This window comes from Hyphomicrobium sp. DY-1, assembly GCF_047497105.1.
GTDB lineage: Bacteria > Pseudomonadota > Alphaproteobacteria > Rhizobiales > Hyphomicrobiaceae > Hyphomicrobium_B.
In genome coordinates this window covers 519,240-532,174 of sequence record NZ_CP134870.1, presented here as the reverse complement: position 1 = coordinate 532,174, position 12,935 = coordinate 519,240, and the positions used below count along the sequence as shown (strand labels likewise).

Here is a 12,935-nt window from a genome sequence, read left to right as displayed (position 1 = left end):
CTGTATCGAAATACATTATTGTCGTCATATTTCGCATAATAACGGCGCACCCATCTGCACATCGGCGTCAAGGGCAAAAGAGTGAATGGGCTGCCGTCCCTTTTGGGTGTGGTGATGCTCAGTGGGGTGGAATTGTATTTTGCGTTGCGGGGATTAAGGGGCTGGGGGACAATGCGCGAAAGAGGAGAGAGCTGGGGATCGTTTACGTCAGCGCCAATTTAGGGGCGGCCGTGCGCGAGGCGCACCGGCGGGCTGTTGCCTTGAGCGGTGAAGATGGTGGCAAGGCCGTGTGGCCCGTGGAGATGGTCTTTGACTACGGGGGCAATGTTTTCAGCTGCGGCGCGGGCGATGACCCGTTGCGGTCCCTCAAGTGGGCGTTGAAGACAGGGCGCGTGAGCGAACTGGGATTCGTAAGTTGCTGGGATGTCGGCGACGATGGGAGGTTTCGGCATCTGCGGTACGCGGAAGGTCGGGGTGACACGGCAGAGGTCTGGATCCCGGTGGATGCGCTGGAGATTTATGCCGACAGGCTCGCGATGCTGGTCGACCTCTGCGTGCTCGAGGCGGCGACGATGAGCCTCCCATATACGTCGTTCGGGTTTTCACGGTTGAACAAGGTGCTGGGAGAACTCCGGGCCATGGGGAACGTGTTCGCGCCGGAGGTGGAGGGTGGTGATGTTCCGTGGCGGAAGAAGCCGCGGAGCAGGCGTTCGGTGAACAACGCGTGACAGGGCACTTCGTCATTTGACTAAGTGGCGGATGAGCGCAGGTGCAGGCGCTTATCCACGGGGAAATCGGCTCCGCTTGTGGATTTCGATTAAAAATCAGCGTTCAGACGAAGCAAGTGGAACCGCGGAACGAAGAATTGCTCGTTCCAACAAGGGGCTTGGTTTGGGGCGAGCATATGGCAGTTTAGAGGATGTTTTCTTTTCATTTCATCCGTATTTTCTGTCGTGCCGCCACCTCATGCAGATTCAATATGTTCTTGATGCTGCGTCCGAGCCGGAACTTTTGACCGCTTGGAATGCCTTCCTGACCCAATTCATTGCGGAAAGGAACGTCTTCGGTGTTTCCATCCGATGGGTGTTCTCGGAGGCGCCGTGCTTGTCGCGGTCTCTGACGAGCGGACCGTACGGCGAGTTTGTGGCGACAGTCTTGCAAGACCGGGCGCGGTTGTCGCTGGATTGCGCTGAGCTGCCGGTCCGGAACAGCGAGTGGACAACGGCGGGCGTGCTGCTGGCGGGCGTGCCGGCGGCGATCGGGGTGAGCAGCGAACGCGGGCCTTTGGCCGTGGAGGTTTTGAAGAAGGTGTGCGCGTCGGGGCGGTTCGTGGAGGCGGTGGGGCACAGCTTTCGGGTGCTGAAGGTTCAAATCGCGGTGACGAAGGCGATGGCGCTGGAGAGCAAGGATGCCACCGTCGTCATCGATGGGGCGGGTGTGGTGCACGGCCGGAACCAGGCGGCGATTGCATTGCTGCAAAACTTGGCGGGCGTGGTGAGGTATGCGGATGATCATCGGCTGCGGTTCGTGTCGCGGCATGATGAGGGGAAATTCCGCCGGGCACTTGAGGAGGTGTTCGAGGAAGGCGTGAGGGCGCGGCGACGGCTGTTGTTCGATAACGATCTGGTGGTTGTGTTGGGTGGTGCCTCAAATGGGTGGGGATCGGGAGAGCGGTTGGTGACGGCGACGATGAGGAAGTTATCGCTTGCCTTGGAGGTAGATGCGGAAGAGGTGATGGGGCTGCTCAAGGTATCCCCGTTGCAGGCCCGGCTGGCGCAGGCGCTGCTCAGGGGAGACACCATCATCGAGCATGCACGGGAAATCGGTTCGTCGGAAAGCACCGTGCGGTGGCACCTGGCGCGGTTGATGGATAGTCTTGGGTGCAGGAAGCAATCGGAAGTGGTCTTGAAACTCGCGAGAATGTTTGGATAACACCTCGTCACACCGTTCCCGAACAGGGTCAGAAGCGCGACTTATCGCATGGGCCCGCCATTTAGGCGCGCGGCAGCTGCCCCTCGTAAGTCTCGAACATGAAAATGCGGAAGGCGGCGTCGGTTTGGGCGTCCTTGGTGTTCGGGTTGAGGGCCCGGAACGCGCTCTTGTTGGCGCGCATCCAGTCGTCAAAACCGATATGAGGCTCGGCGGCGCTCGCGTAATAGCTCCGGTAGATGGGTTCAAAGGCGGATGTGGTTGTCATGGAGCGAAGCATGCGGTGGGGACGTCGCGTCGGCAAGCGAGGGAGGGAAAGAAAGATGCCGCCTTGGAGGGCATTCTCGAGCGGTTGGGGTTAAGAGGGCTAAAAGTCCCGGCTGTCTGCGGGCTTGACCGACAAGCGGGTGATGGGAACGAAAGTCTTGGGGTCGTGAAGGCATTTGCCGCAGGCGCCGTGGCAAAGGCCGCGGTCGGTTCCCATGCAGTGGTGGGTTTCGCACGTCGTGCAATAAAACGCCGGGGCCCAGGCACCGGAGAGCTTGGCGTTCATGCCGCAACAGGGGCAGACGAAGGAGGAGCTGTCGATCCTGTTGATGGCTCCGATGGCAGGGGCGGTCGGGGCTGCGTTCCTTCTGCGGCGGCGGGCAATTTAACGGCGTGGCGGAAGGTGAGCGTCCCCTCAGTGAGCGTGGCAATGATGAGGAAGGCTTCGCATTTGCTGGAGCAATAGCCATGGAACATCACTTGTTGTGCCATCCGTCCCCCCGGCGCGGTTGCAGCCTGGAGTTCAGGTAGCGGCGTCGGCGGCGATGGCGAATGCGTCGTTTGACGAAGTCGGAAGGGGTTTTTGTGGATGGCATGCGGATAGCGATTGGCGCTGGCAAAGCGGACAGGCGTGGTGGCGGCGGGGGTGGCGATGCCTGTCGATACCGGTGTGAAGATTTCCCCCTTCGGGGCGTTTCCCGAGACTGAGCTCACGCTCGCCGAATACCCGCAGTTTCCGATGATGGGGAGCTTGGCGTTGGTCCTGACCCATGAGGGAGAGGATGTGTGTGTTGCCACGGTCAATCCGTTCCCGGCAGATGTGCGGCCGCTGGATGACAATCAGGTATGGCTGAAGGGCTGGGGGGAGAACGAGGGCGTACCCGAAGCGTTGGAGAAGGCGGGCGTGGTGACGCGGACCGGGGAGAAGTCGGCAACGGGCTTTGCCGAGGCGGAGCTTGCCGTTGTTTCCGAGGCGGTGATGGAAAAGTGGCGTGCGGCTCACCCGGAGGTCGATGAAGAGAACGAGGAGTGGGAAGAGATGGGCCCATTCTGAATAAAAAAAGCCGCTTCCCCGAAAGGAAGCGGCTGTTCGAGAGCGCGGCGGATCAGGCAGCGGGTTGTTCCGGTTCGGCGGGGTCGGCGAGGAATGCCGGAAGGGCTGCGGGTTCGCTCACCGGTGCGTCGGCCAGGACGCGCGGAAAGCGCAGCGGACCGGGTAGCCAGCCGGTTCCGGCGAGAAGGCGTTCGGCCTCCATCACCATGCCTTGCTTTTTCATGCCCTCGATGAGGTGGGCGGTGTCGTCACCCTTGGCTTCGCGGACAGCGTCGATGATGTGGGTCTTGCTGACGCGCGACAGGTAGTTTTCTGCCGTCGGAATCCAGCCGGCCGCCACCATGTTGAGACCGAGGGTGTGCTGGAGTTTCCCCGCATGCCCGATCTGTTCCTTGCGCTGGGCGTGGCGTTCCCGCACGGCGTTGATGGTCGACGCCGCGCAGTAGGCGAAGAGGCGTTCTGACACCTCCTTGGTCAGGAAGAACAGCGCGTCCCAGAGGTCGCGGGGGTTTTCCGGCAGGAGGGCCTTGAGTTCGGCGCGGCGGGCGTCGAGGTCTTTCTTGGGCGCCCAACCGTCAAGTCCCGGGGCGTTCGAAGGAACCACATCGTTGGAGGTGATCTGGAAGCAGCTGTGGTAGGTCGAGTGGTAGAACCGTGCCAGGCACATGGCGTGCAGCACGGCGATGAAGGCCGCGCGGTAGTCCTTCATCGTCGCCTGCTGAAGGGCGACGGTGCGGAACTCGGTGAGGTCCTGCAGGAGCGCGTCGGACAACGGTTTGCCGTGTTCGACGGTGTCTTCGGGCGCTGAGGTGTTGACCCCGTCCTCGCCGTCGGAGGTATCGTCATCCTCGGCGTCCGCGTCGTCGGTGGATTGACTTCCCGCCTTCGGCATGTCCTCGGCGCGGACGAAGCCGTAATCGATGTCGAGCTTGCCGTCGCCGTCGATCTCGATGAAGACGCCGGCGCGCTTCATCTCCTTCTTGCGGAAGGTGGGGACCGGGTCCTCTAGCAAGCTGATTGCCTCGTCGATTTCGTCGATGCGCTTGTGGATTTGGTCGGCATCGCCGTCCTCATCGTTTTCGAGGTCCTCACGTTCATCCTCGAGCGCCTTGAGCCGGTTTTTGTCGTCGGCGGAGAGCTTGACGTCCAACGGCGTGATGCGAGGGAGGCGCTTCTGCTCGTAAGGGATGTCGACGGCGGCTTCGGCCCATTTCCACCCGGCCTTGACCATGTCGTCACGCACCAGGGCAAGTTTCTCATCGACCAGGCGGTTGAGGAGGTCGGGGTCCTGAAGGAAGCCCTCGCTCTGCTCGTTGAAGAGATCGCCGATCACGACACCGCCTGCGGCTTGGTAAGCGTCAAGTCCGAGGAAGATCGCGCGGCGGTCATCGGCGCGGACGGTCTTTTCGGTGAGCATGGAACGGATGGTGTGCTCGGAACGCTGCCACTCGGGCATTTGCATGATGCGCGCGAAGGCGTCTTCCTGCCGGGCGGCATCATCGATGACGCAGAACGCCATCAGCTCCTTGAGATTGATGTCGTCGGCGACGTAGGCGGCGATGAGTTTCGGGCTGGCGTTGGAGAGGCGGAGGCGTTGCTTCACAACGAGCGGAGTGGTGCGGTAGGCGGCGGCGATGTCCACCTCGCTCATGCCCTTGTCGATCATCGCCTTGAAGGCGTGGAATTCATCGAGGGGGTGCATGGCCTCCCGCATGACGTTCTCGGTGAGGCTGTCGTTTTCGGCGACGCCTTCGGGCTTGATCATGCACGGGATCGGCGCATCCGGCGCGATGCGCTTCTGCTTGAGAAGCTTCTGGAGGGCGCGCAAGCGGCGGCCGCCGGCTTTCACCTCGAAGAGTTCAACGCCATCGGCATTGCCGCAGGGTTGCAGCAGGAGGCTTTGCAGGAGGCCTTTTTGGGCGATGTCCTCGGCAAAGTCGTCGATGGATTTCTCATCGTAGATCTTGCGCACGTTGGAGGCGCTGAGGATCAGCTGGTTGAGGGGGATGTCGCGCGTCGGGTAAAGCGGGACTTGGGGTTTGGCAACCGTGCGGGTCTTGGGGGCGGTTTGGGTTCGTGCAGCCATGGGGCGGGTCTCCTTTGGGAACGGGCGAAGGCGAAGCGGGAGCCTTTCTCCCGCCCGGAACTTCGTCAGCCCTCGACCCCCTCCTCTCTTTCTCTGACAGGGGCTGGGGGCTGCGGCAGCTGCACGATGTTGCCGGCCCGGACGGCTGCTTCATGGTACCGGGAGAGTGGTCCGCGCGGGCGCCAATAGATGTCGCGCTCGATGCCGAGGCCGAGGCGGCCCTTGTAGGCGGTGATTTCGGCAAGGTCGATTTCACCGATCTCGGGGAACCCGATTCCAAGGTCGGCGAGGCCGAACGCGACGGCGCTGTTGGTTCCCGGAATGATTTCGGTGAGCAACCAGGTTGAAGCCCTGACGGGGTCGAAGAGCTTGCAGACCGGCCAAAGGTCCTGCTCGGAGGACGTTCCTTTGACGGCGGCCTGGGTTTCGCCGTTCTTGATGAGCTGGTCGAGGACAGCTTTGGTGAAAAGCTTCATGGTGTGGTCTCCTGTTGGGTTGCGAAACCGGGGCCTCGTCTTGCGAAGCGCAATTGCTCCCCGGGGCCCCTTCCCCTTTCTCTCGAGAATGAAGAAAGGCGGCGCCGAAGCGCCGCCGTGAAGGCTTATGCCGCCTTCCCCGGTGTTGCGGGCTTCGGGCGACCGGTGCGGTCGAGAAGCCGGATGCCGAGCTTCTTGGCTTTGTCGGCGAGATTGTAGTTGATGCCGTTGCCCGGGTAGACGATGACCCCGATGGGGTTACAGTCCAGCATGCGGTCATTGCGCTTGAAGGGCGCGGACTTGTCGTCCTTGCTGGTGGCTGTGGGGCGGAACGGCACCACGGGGACACCGCGGTTCGCGGCCCAAGCTTCAGCGATGCGGTCAGCGCCGCGCGGGTTGGCGGAGTGGCCGAGGACCATCTTGGGGTGGTTGGAGAGGACAGCGTCGAGGTCCTTGAAGATGCCGTCGATGTCGTTGCAGTCCTGGCCGCCGGAGAAGAGCACCAGCTCGCCCGGCGGGATGAGGACATTGGTCTCGGCGTATTTTTTGGCGGAAAGGAAAGCCTTGCTGTCGATGACTGCGGCAGTCTGGGCGCGGTGATTGACCATCGACTTGGTGCGGGGGCGCCAATGGGACCCCGTGAGGTCGTGGAAGGCATCGGCCGCGAGGTCGCGCATTTGTTCGAAGGCGTCGCGGCGCTCGGTGAGGGCACGGCCCTTGTCGATGAGCCGTTCGAGTTCCACCGACATGACCTCGGAGCCATCCTGCTGGTCCTGCGCGTCGCGCTGGCGGGCCTCGTTGTCGTGGAGGAAGCGCTGCACGCGGTCGGCCTTACGGTGGATGACGTCGACCAGCGACCAGCTGAGGTCCTCGATGTCGGGCTCAAGGGCGGTGTCACCGAACGGTTCGGAAATCGCGGCAAGGAGGGCGGTGACAGCCCCCTTCAGGGTGTCCGCGTCCGGCATCGGCCGGGTGTCGGGTTCGTCGTAGCCCGGGGTATGGCCGTAGAGGTCGAGGTTCGCCATGACACGCGCGGTGGCGGTGGTGCGGGAGGGAGAGTGGGACATGGATGATCTTTCCATTGGTTGTGGGAAGACCCGGCGCCCATCGCCGGCCTTTCCGGCGAGCCTTTGGCCGGAGGCAGGACCGGGCAGCACCGCGCCCCTGTCGGCGCGGCCGGAACGCAGTGGAGGACGGCAAGGCCGGGACTTTTTTGGTTCGCGATGCAAAGCCCGGCGGAGCCGGGCGGCGGAAAAAAGTCTCCGGACGCCGTTGCGCCCTAGGGACCGCCTCTGGCCTACTCGCCGCTTTAAAAGGCCGGGGGCCCGCGTCATTCCGGCCTGATGGGAAGTCTTTCTGCTCCCCCCTTCCCCCCGGTGCGTTGGGGCATCAGCCGGAGTGGAGGTAATGGATTCACGGCAGCCAGCAGACCGGCGCTAACTTTCTCGGAACTCCCGACGGTCGTCCGGGATGGGCAGCGTATTTCGTGGCACACGGCTGGCCGGTTTACGTGATTGACCAGCCGGGCCGCGGCAAATCCGGCTATTTTCCGAATGCCTATGGGCCACAGGGTCCTAATCCGAACCCGACGACCGTAAAGCGGATGTTTACGGCGCCTGAACTCACCAGTCCTCTCGGCTGGCCACAGGCAGCGCTTCATACGCAGTGGCCCGGCGGTGCCGGGAGCGGTGTGCCGGGCGAGTACGCCTTCGACCAGTTTTTCGCGTCACAAGTCGCGAACATGCCCAATGGCGATCAAGCTCTCGCACTCACCACGGCTGCGGTCGCGGCTTTGATCAAAAAGATAGGCCCGGCGAGACATGGGAAACCACGCCTGATGGACGTATGGGCTGGTACGAATACTTCACGCGGAAGGGCTTCAAGACCTACATGGGTGAACAAGTCGGCCGTGGGCGTTCGGGCTTCGATGCGTTGCAATACCAGAAGGTCCTGACGGGCGATGCGCCGCCCAGCTCCAACCCCGCTATTCTCATCGCAACAGACCAATTCGCCTGGAATGTTTTCCGCTGGGGCGACTATGCAACGAAGACGCCCTACAAGGATGAACGATTTCCGATGCAGACAGTGGGCGTCGGCAAAAACGCTACGCTGGATTTCTACAAGCAGGTCATCCCGGATCTGAACTCGACGTTGAGCGAGGCAGCTTCTCCCACCTGCGCAGATGGCAATTGCACGCCAGCCGACCCCAATGCGCCTTTTAATACTCCGGAGAACATGGCGCTGCTCGCAAATCAGCTAGATGGCGCTATTCTCGTTGGCCATTCCCAATCGAGCGGCTTTCCTACGATGGCTGCCCTCCGGCCCGGTTCAAACGGCGTGAAAGGAATTATTCAGCTCGAGACGGGGTGCTTCGCGAATCTCACGCCTGCGAATATTCAGGTCTTGAAAAACATTCCCATACTGATTATGGTTGGCGATCACTTCTCGACGCCCCAACCGACACCCGCTTGCGTCACGATGCAAAAGCAGATCAAGGAGGCCGGTGGCGATATGACATTTGTCGCGCTGCCGGATCTCGGCATCCACGGCAACAGTCATATGTTCATGCAGGATAACAACAACCTGCAGGTCGCCGATATCATCATCAGCTGGATTAGAAAGCATGTGAAATACAAAAATCATGGTCATGGCCATGATGGACACGGACACTGGTGATGTCGACGCCGACTATCGCATGTCGCCTCGGTTGCCGTTGGCAGACGGTTCATCGGATTTTTCCGATGAACCGTCAGTCAAGAATATCCGTCGTGCGGCGTCTCTATCAGACGATGCCATAATGCCTCTGGTTCGGGAATGGCACGGGCAGACGCATACTCCTGCGTTTCTTACATATGATCGGCTTGGCTAAGAAAAGCGAAGGTCCAAGTCCAGCATATAAATGTCCTCGGAACTTGCGGCGCAGGACGAAAGTCTTAGGCGCTGAAGTGGCACCGCACACATGCACTTTGTGCTGCATTGCACGCTTAGTGGCGGCGACCGGGATGGCCGAATTCAGTCGAAGTACTAAAGAAAAAAAGCATCTATTTATCTCTTTCACCTCCGACATCGAGAAATGGCTTAAAACTCAATCGAAAAGGCAATAGGGTATAAATAAGCAGCAATCCATTCCTGGGAAGGCAATCTATGAATAAAGACTTGGGAGACGGTGATCGCCTTGAACGGACGCGCTTCGCAACAAATGTTTGTGACACCGAGTATTGTACGGACAAACAAAAATTCTCTGCGTTCCGCGACGCGATTGCAAATATGGGAATGCCATGGCGTTTCGAAATTAGCCCGGAGGCAACATTTGAAGCGAGACTGACGAGCCTAGAATTCGAAAGAGGCGTCGTCGCCCGTTCGAAAGCGACGCCTCTCATTGGAGTACGGTCCGCGACGGAAGTTGCAAATTCGGACATCGATGGCTTCTACATTTGCTATCTGCTCACAGGTAACGCTCTCGTTGAACAAGGCGGTCGGGAAGTAGATGGCATTGGTGGAAGCTTGATGATTTTCGACGGCGGCTCCCCGGTTAAAGTCACAGCACGGGCTGAAGGTTGTTACGATGTGCTATCGTTATTCGTACCCAAAACTCATTTCAGCGATTTACCTCGGATCAACACACTGTTGCGAAATCTTTCGCTTCCCGCTGAGCGATTGGGACACCCTTTATCTGCCTGCTTGGCAACCCTGTGCGATACTTTTGCCACCGCTACGGCTGACGAAATTATTGCGCTGTACGAAGCCTCAATTGCCCTACTTCCAATTACGGCTGCCCGTTGGAATGACGAGGATGCGGATACGCTCCCACTGAACAATCGGGCGTCTCGTGAGCTTTTGCGGTATATCGCTGAAAATTTAGGGAATGCGGAACTTTGCCCAACGGCGGCGGCGGAACACATTGGTATGTCTGTGCGATACCTTCACCGGCAGTTCGCAATAAACGGTACAACGTTCGGCTCGTATGTAATGTCGAAACGTCTGGAGGGTGTTCGTCGCGACCTCATCTCCGAAACTTGCGAAAGACTGCCGATATCTGCGGTAGCATTTAGGTGGGGCTTCAACGATCTTTCGACATTCATTCGAGCGTTTAAGAAGCGATACGGCTGCACCCCCCGAAGTTACAGGGCCAATCAGTGATATCGCTCACCGCAAGTAAGTCGTCACGAAAAGAGAGAGTGGCGGCGACCGCCGCCACTCCGGATAATTGAACCTAATAGCTCGCGATGGTATCCCAGAAATCGCACTTGTAGTCGGCTCTGAATTGCGAAACAGGTGTCGTCGATAACGGAACATCCTGGACGAAGTATGCGCCTGAATTGCCAGCCGAGAATCGCGGCCATGGCGAATTCCCCGAGCCGTTCGGATTGCCGGTCTTCGCAAAATTCGTCCACGCCGCGACGAGCTGATCTGACAATCTGGTTTCCTTTCCGTTCAATTCACGGGGTTGGCCCGTAGCTTGATCCAGGTTCACACCAAGATTGCCACCGTGAAAACTCGCGAACAAAAACTGGATGTCGATCGTGTGCGATGCCAGGGCTTTGAATCCAGGCATTTTCGGGAAGTAGTACGGAGCATCCTGATAGGTAAAATCGTACGCGTAGGTTGGCACTTGCGGTGCTAGCTTCTGCAGGACGTGGACTTCTCTGCATTTCGCTGGATCGGTAACGACGCGCTCGTAAGCGAGCATCGGATCCCCACCGTAATTGGAAATTGGATAGAGATTCGCGACTCCCGAAGGCATTGCGCCACCCGTACAAAAGGCGCAAGGAGCACCCTGACTGACGGCAGCAGCGTATTGATCCGATGTCATCGGAGCCTGCGGAGTTGCAAAATACTCGCTGATGCCCGTCAGAAAGGTCATCTCATCCTTCGTCGCTCCGCCCATGACCGGCATTTTGTTAAAGCGACCGGATGACCATGCCTGTTCCGGTGTTAGTGGAATTATAGTCCCGTCTACGAATGGGGTTCCGGTTGTATACGGCCCGTCGGCGTTAGGAGTCCCCTGCAATTGCAGAATGCGCCCGGCCGAAAGTTTTCGCAGGCAGTTCGCTGCCTGCGCGCTTCCGGCCGGCGGGCAGCCGGCGGCTATCGCGAAATTCTTGCCGCGGGTCAGAGCATCTGAAGCCGATGGAAGCACCGAGAAGAAGCCAGGCGAGCTTTGAAATATAGCCCGATTGAATAACCCGTTGCTTAGCGGCGAGAGAAAATTAGCACCCGTGTTATACGCGCCTGCGGACTGCCCGCCAACAGCGACGCGAGTGGGATCGCCGCCAAATGCCGAGATATTGCGCTGAACCCAACGTAGCGCGGCCTGTTGGTCCAACGTGCCGTAGTTTCCCCAAAGGTGACCCTCAGAGTTGATGGCGGGATGCGAGAAGGTTCCAAAAAGACCTAATCGATAGTTCAGCGTCACAACCACGGTTGGTGTACCGTTTGGCCCCCCCGTTGCGAGTTTACTGCCATCGTAATCGTTGGATTCTCCGTCAACGTTGGCGCCGCCGTGAATCCAAACGATCACCGGGCGTTTCTGACGGTTGTTCCGTGCCCCAATCGTGAAAACATTCAGATAGAGACAATCTTCATTCGTGCTGGTCGGTCCAGCGAACGCACCCAGTGTCGTTACCTGCGGACAGGTGTTAGCATAGCTTGTCGCATCAAGAGGCGATTTCCAACGTTTTACAGGCTGCGGCGGCTGCCATCGCAATTTTCCGACAGGCGGCGCAGCATAGGGAATCCCCAAAAATATATTGACGCCATTTTGGGTATAGCCACGCACGGGTCCTTCAACCGTATTGACCCTCGGTCCGTGGTCTGACTCTCCGCCGTTGTGCGCCAGTGAAGGTCCAGCGATAAGTGCCGCCGAAAAAAGGGTAGCGAGAAAGAAGGATTGGCGTAGAGGACTTTTTTGGCTTTTTGACTTCGCGTCGCCGAGCATTGTTTCACTCCCAGTGGTTGGTTTTGTGTTTTTTCGCCCGAAGTGGGGCAAAAAAACTAAAGACCAAAACGCGAAGGCGCGCGTTGCGCAGGAGGACAATAATTTGCGTTGAGCGACGCCGACGTCGGATTTTTTCTGGCGGACAGAATCGTCCGCCGTAGCCGCAAAGCCTTTTAGACTTCCACCATGAGCAGCACGCATGCACCCAAGATGCCTCAGCCGCATCCTCAGCCTCAATTTGAGCGGTTGTCCGCACACGGGCTGAACAGGCTTGGGAAGGATCCCTTTGCCGCCCTTCGCTGCGAGCTCCTTCTGTATGGTTTCCAAATGATGAAGCGTCGGAGACCCGAAGTACGGCGTCGTGGCCATTGAGAACGCTGGTGGGACGATCCACCACGGAGAACTTGAAATCTCCAACCTTACAGCTAAAGCCCCTTCCCTTCGGGAGCGGCTGCGCGCTGGCCGTGACCTTACGCTGTGGGTCACCGAATCTCGTGACGAGATTGTTCTCCACACGTCCCAACAGCACCCGGCGCGCGCGAAGCTCAAGCTCCATTTCGGTTTCGGAAAGGTCGTTCACATCAACACAATATCAAAACGCCGCGTACGGACTTCGCGGCTGGCGCGGAAAGCCGACACTGCAATTGATGGCTATCCGCTCCCAGTGGACAGGCGGCTCAGCGTCTGCAAACTCGGCATCGCTTCGGGTTGGCGATTGGTAGTTGTCAACGGACCAACGTCTGCGTCAGGTCAAAAGCGCCGTTTCGCGTCAGCTATTTGAAGTCCGCTTGTCGTCCTGACCGCACTTCGCAATTTTTAACTGAGTGTTTGAATTCACTTATTTGCAGCGACAACAGCCCTCGACAACAGCACCCGCCCGCAAGGTGTCGCGTGATATCGACGAGGACGTGCGCGATCAGGTGCGTGCGCTCGCCAATACCGCAGTCTTCGAGGTCTCGCGTCGGGAACGTAAGAAGGTCGAGATGCGGTTCGCGCACATGAAGCGCATCCACAGGCTCGATCGGCTACGCCTGCGCGGACTGACGGGTGCGAAGGACGAGGTGCTGCTCACAGCGACGGCGCAGAATTTGAGACGACTGGCGAAGCTGCTCTGCCGATCGCCGCCCCGAGCCTCGAGGGCATGTGCCGCGTAAACGTTCGGTGGTGTCAGGAGTTGGTGCGCAT

At 59.4% G+C, this 12,935-nt stretch carries 10 protein-coding genes and 1 pseudogene; 6 read left to right on the top strand and 5 right to left on the bottom strand.

What is annotated here, in order from left to right; genetic code table 11:
• The first annotated feature begins 230 nt into the window (after nucleotides 1-230).
• Together RLW41_RS02555 and RLW41_RS02550 are read left to right on the top strand one after the other, a co-directional pair.
• On the top strand, nucleotides 231-728 hold the full coding sequence (locus RLW41_RS02555) for a hypothetical protein (RefSeq protein WP_414463352.1): 498 nt from the start codon (nucleotides 231-233) through the stop codon (nucleotides 726-728).
• A 76-nt stretch (nucleotides 729-804) separates the two neighbouring features.
• Complete coding sequence (locus RLW41_RS02550) at nucleotides 805-1,932, top strand: helix-turn-helix transcriptional regulator (protein WP_414463351.1); 1,128 nt, start codon at nucleotides 805-807, stop codon at nucleotides 1,930-1,932.
• Between the two features lie 61 nt (nucleotides 1,933-1,993).
• On the opposite strand, the gene RLW41_RS02545 is transcribed toward RLW41_RS02550, so the two are convergent.
• A complete protein-coding gene (locus RLW41_RS02545; RefSeq protein ID WP_414463350.1) occupies nucleotides 1,994-2,197 on the bottom strand; it encodes a hypothetical protein in 204 nt (67 codons plus the stop codon).
• A 606-nt stretch (nucleotides 2,198-2,803) separates the two neighbouring features.
• Here RLW41_RS02545 and RLW41_RS02540 point away from each other — a divergent pair.
• The gene (locus RLW41_RS02540) at nucleotides 2,804-3,250 is read left to right on the top strand and encodes a hypothetical protein (RefSeq protein ID WP_414463349.1); all 447 of its coding nucleotides are present in this window, start codon (nucleotides 2,804-2,806) and stop codon (nucleotides 3,248-3,250) included.
• Between the two features lie 52 nt (nucleotides 3,251-3,302).
• On the opposite strand, the gene RLW41_RS02535 is transcribed toward RLW41_RS02540, so the two are convergent.
• The 3 genes from RLW41_RS02535 to RLW41_RS02525 all read right to left on the bottom strand — a co-directional run bounded on the left by RLW41_RS02535 (nucleotide 3,303) and on the right by RLW41_RS02525 (nucleotide 6,879).
• Nucleotides 3,303-5,336 carry a ParB/RepB/Spo0J family partition protein gene (locus RLW41_RS02535; RefSeq protein WP_414463348.1) on the bottom strand — a complete coding sequence of 678 codons (2,034 nt, stop codon included), beginning with the start codon at nucleotides 5,334-5,336 and terminating at the stop codon, nucleotides 3,303-3,305.
• Between the two features lie 65 nt (nucleotides 5,337-5,401).
• Complete coding sequence (locus RLW41_RS02530; protein WP_414463347.1) at nucleotides 5,402-5,812, bottom strand: DUF2958 domain-containing protein; 411 nt, start codon at nucleotides 5,810-5,812, stop codon at nucleotides 5,402-5,404.
• Nucleotides 5,813-5,937: 125 nt separating this feature from the next.
• Nucleotides 5,938-6,879 carry a DUF2493 domain-containing protein gene (locus RLW41_RS02525; RefSeq protein WP_414463346.1) on the bottom strand — a complete coding sequence of 314 codons (942 nt, stop codon included), beginning with the start codon at nucleotides 6,877-6,879 and terminating at the stop codon, nucleotides 5,938-5,940.
• A gap of 778 nt (nucleotides 6,880-7,657) precedes the next feature.
• On the opposite strand from RLW41_RS02525, the gene RLW41_RS02520 reads away from it, so the two are divergent.
• Together RLW41_RS02520 and RLW41_RS02515 are read left to right on the top strand one after the other, a co-directional pair.
• Nucleotides 7,658-8,488 carry a hypothetical protein gene (locus RLW41_RS02520; protein WP_414463345.1) on the top strand — a complete coding sequence of 277 codons (831 nt, stop codon included), beginning with the start codon at nucleotides 7,658-7,660 and terminating at the stop codon, nucleotides 8,486-8,488.
• A gap of 468 nt (nucleotides 8,489-8,956) precedes the next feature.
• Nucleotides 8,957-9,952 carry an AraC family transcriptional regulator gene (locus tag RLW41_RS02515; RefSeq protein WP_414463344.1) on the top strand — a complete coding sequence of 332 codons (996 nt, stop codon included), beginning with the start codon at nucleotides 8,957-8,959 and terminating at the stop codon, nucleotides 9,950-9,952.
• A gap of 73 nt (nucleotides 9,953-10,025) precedes the next feature.
• On the opposite strand, the gene RLW41_RS02510 is transcribed toward RLW41_RS02515, so the two are convergent.
• Nucleotides 10,026-12,119, bottom strand: a complete 2,094-nt coding sequence (locus RLW41_RS02510) for a carboxylesterase/lipase family protein (RefSeq protein ID WP_414463343.1) — start codon at nucleotides 12,117-12,119, stop codon at nucleotides 10,026-10,028.
• Between the two features lie 503 nt (nucleotides 12,120-12,622).
• Between RLW41_RS02510 and RLW41_RS02505 the strand changes: the two are divergent.
• Nucleotides 12,623-12,904 (top strand): annotated as a pseudogene (locus tag RLW41_RS02505) (transposase); the annotation flags it as partial.
• Between the last annotated feature and the right edge of the window lie 31 nt (nucleotides 12,905-12,935).

Coding starts and splice junctions, on each gene's coding strand:
- RLW41_RS02545 (WP_414463350.1), bottom strand. CDS start 2,197: ATGACAACCACATCCGCCTTTGAACCCATCTACCGGAGCTATTACGCG.
- RLW41_RS02535 (WP_414463348.1), bottom strand. CDS start 5,336: ATGGCTGCACGAACCCAAACCGCCCCCAAGACCCGCACGGTTGCCAAA.
- RLW41_RS02530 (WP_414463347.1), bottom strand. CDS start 5,812: ATGAAGCTTTTCACCAAAGCTGTCCTCGACCAGCTCATCAAGAACGGC.
- RLW41_RS02525 (WP_414463346.1), bottom strand. CDS start 6,879: ATGTCCCACTCTCCCTCCCGCACCACCGCCACCGCGCGTGTCATGGCG.
- RLW41_RS02520 (WP_414463345.1), top strand. CDS start 7,658: ATGGGCTGGTACGAATACTTCACGCGGAAGGGCTTCAAGACCTACATG.
- RLW41_RS02515 (WP_414463344.1), top strand. CDS start 8,957: ATGAATAAAGACTTGGGAGACGGTGATCGCCTTGAACGGACGCGCTTC.
- RLW41_RS02510 (WP_414463343.1), bottom strand. CDS start 12,119: ATGGCCACGACGCCGTACTTCGGGTCTCCGACGCTTCATCATTTGGAA.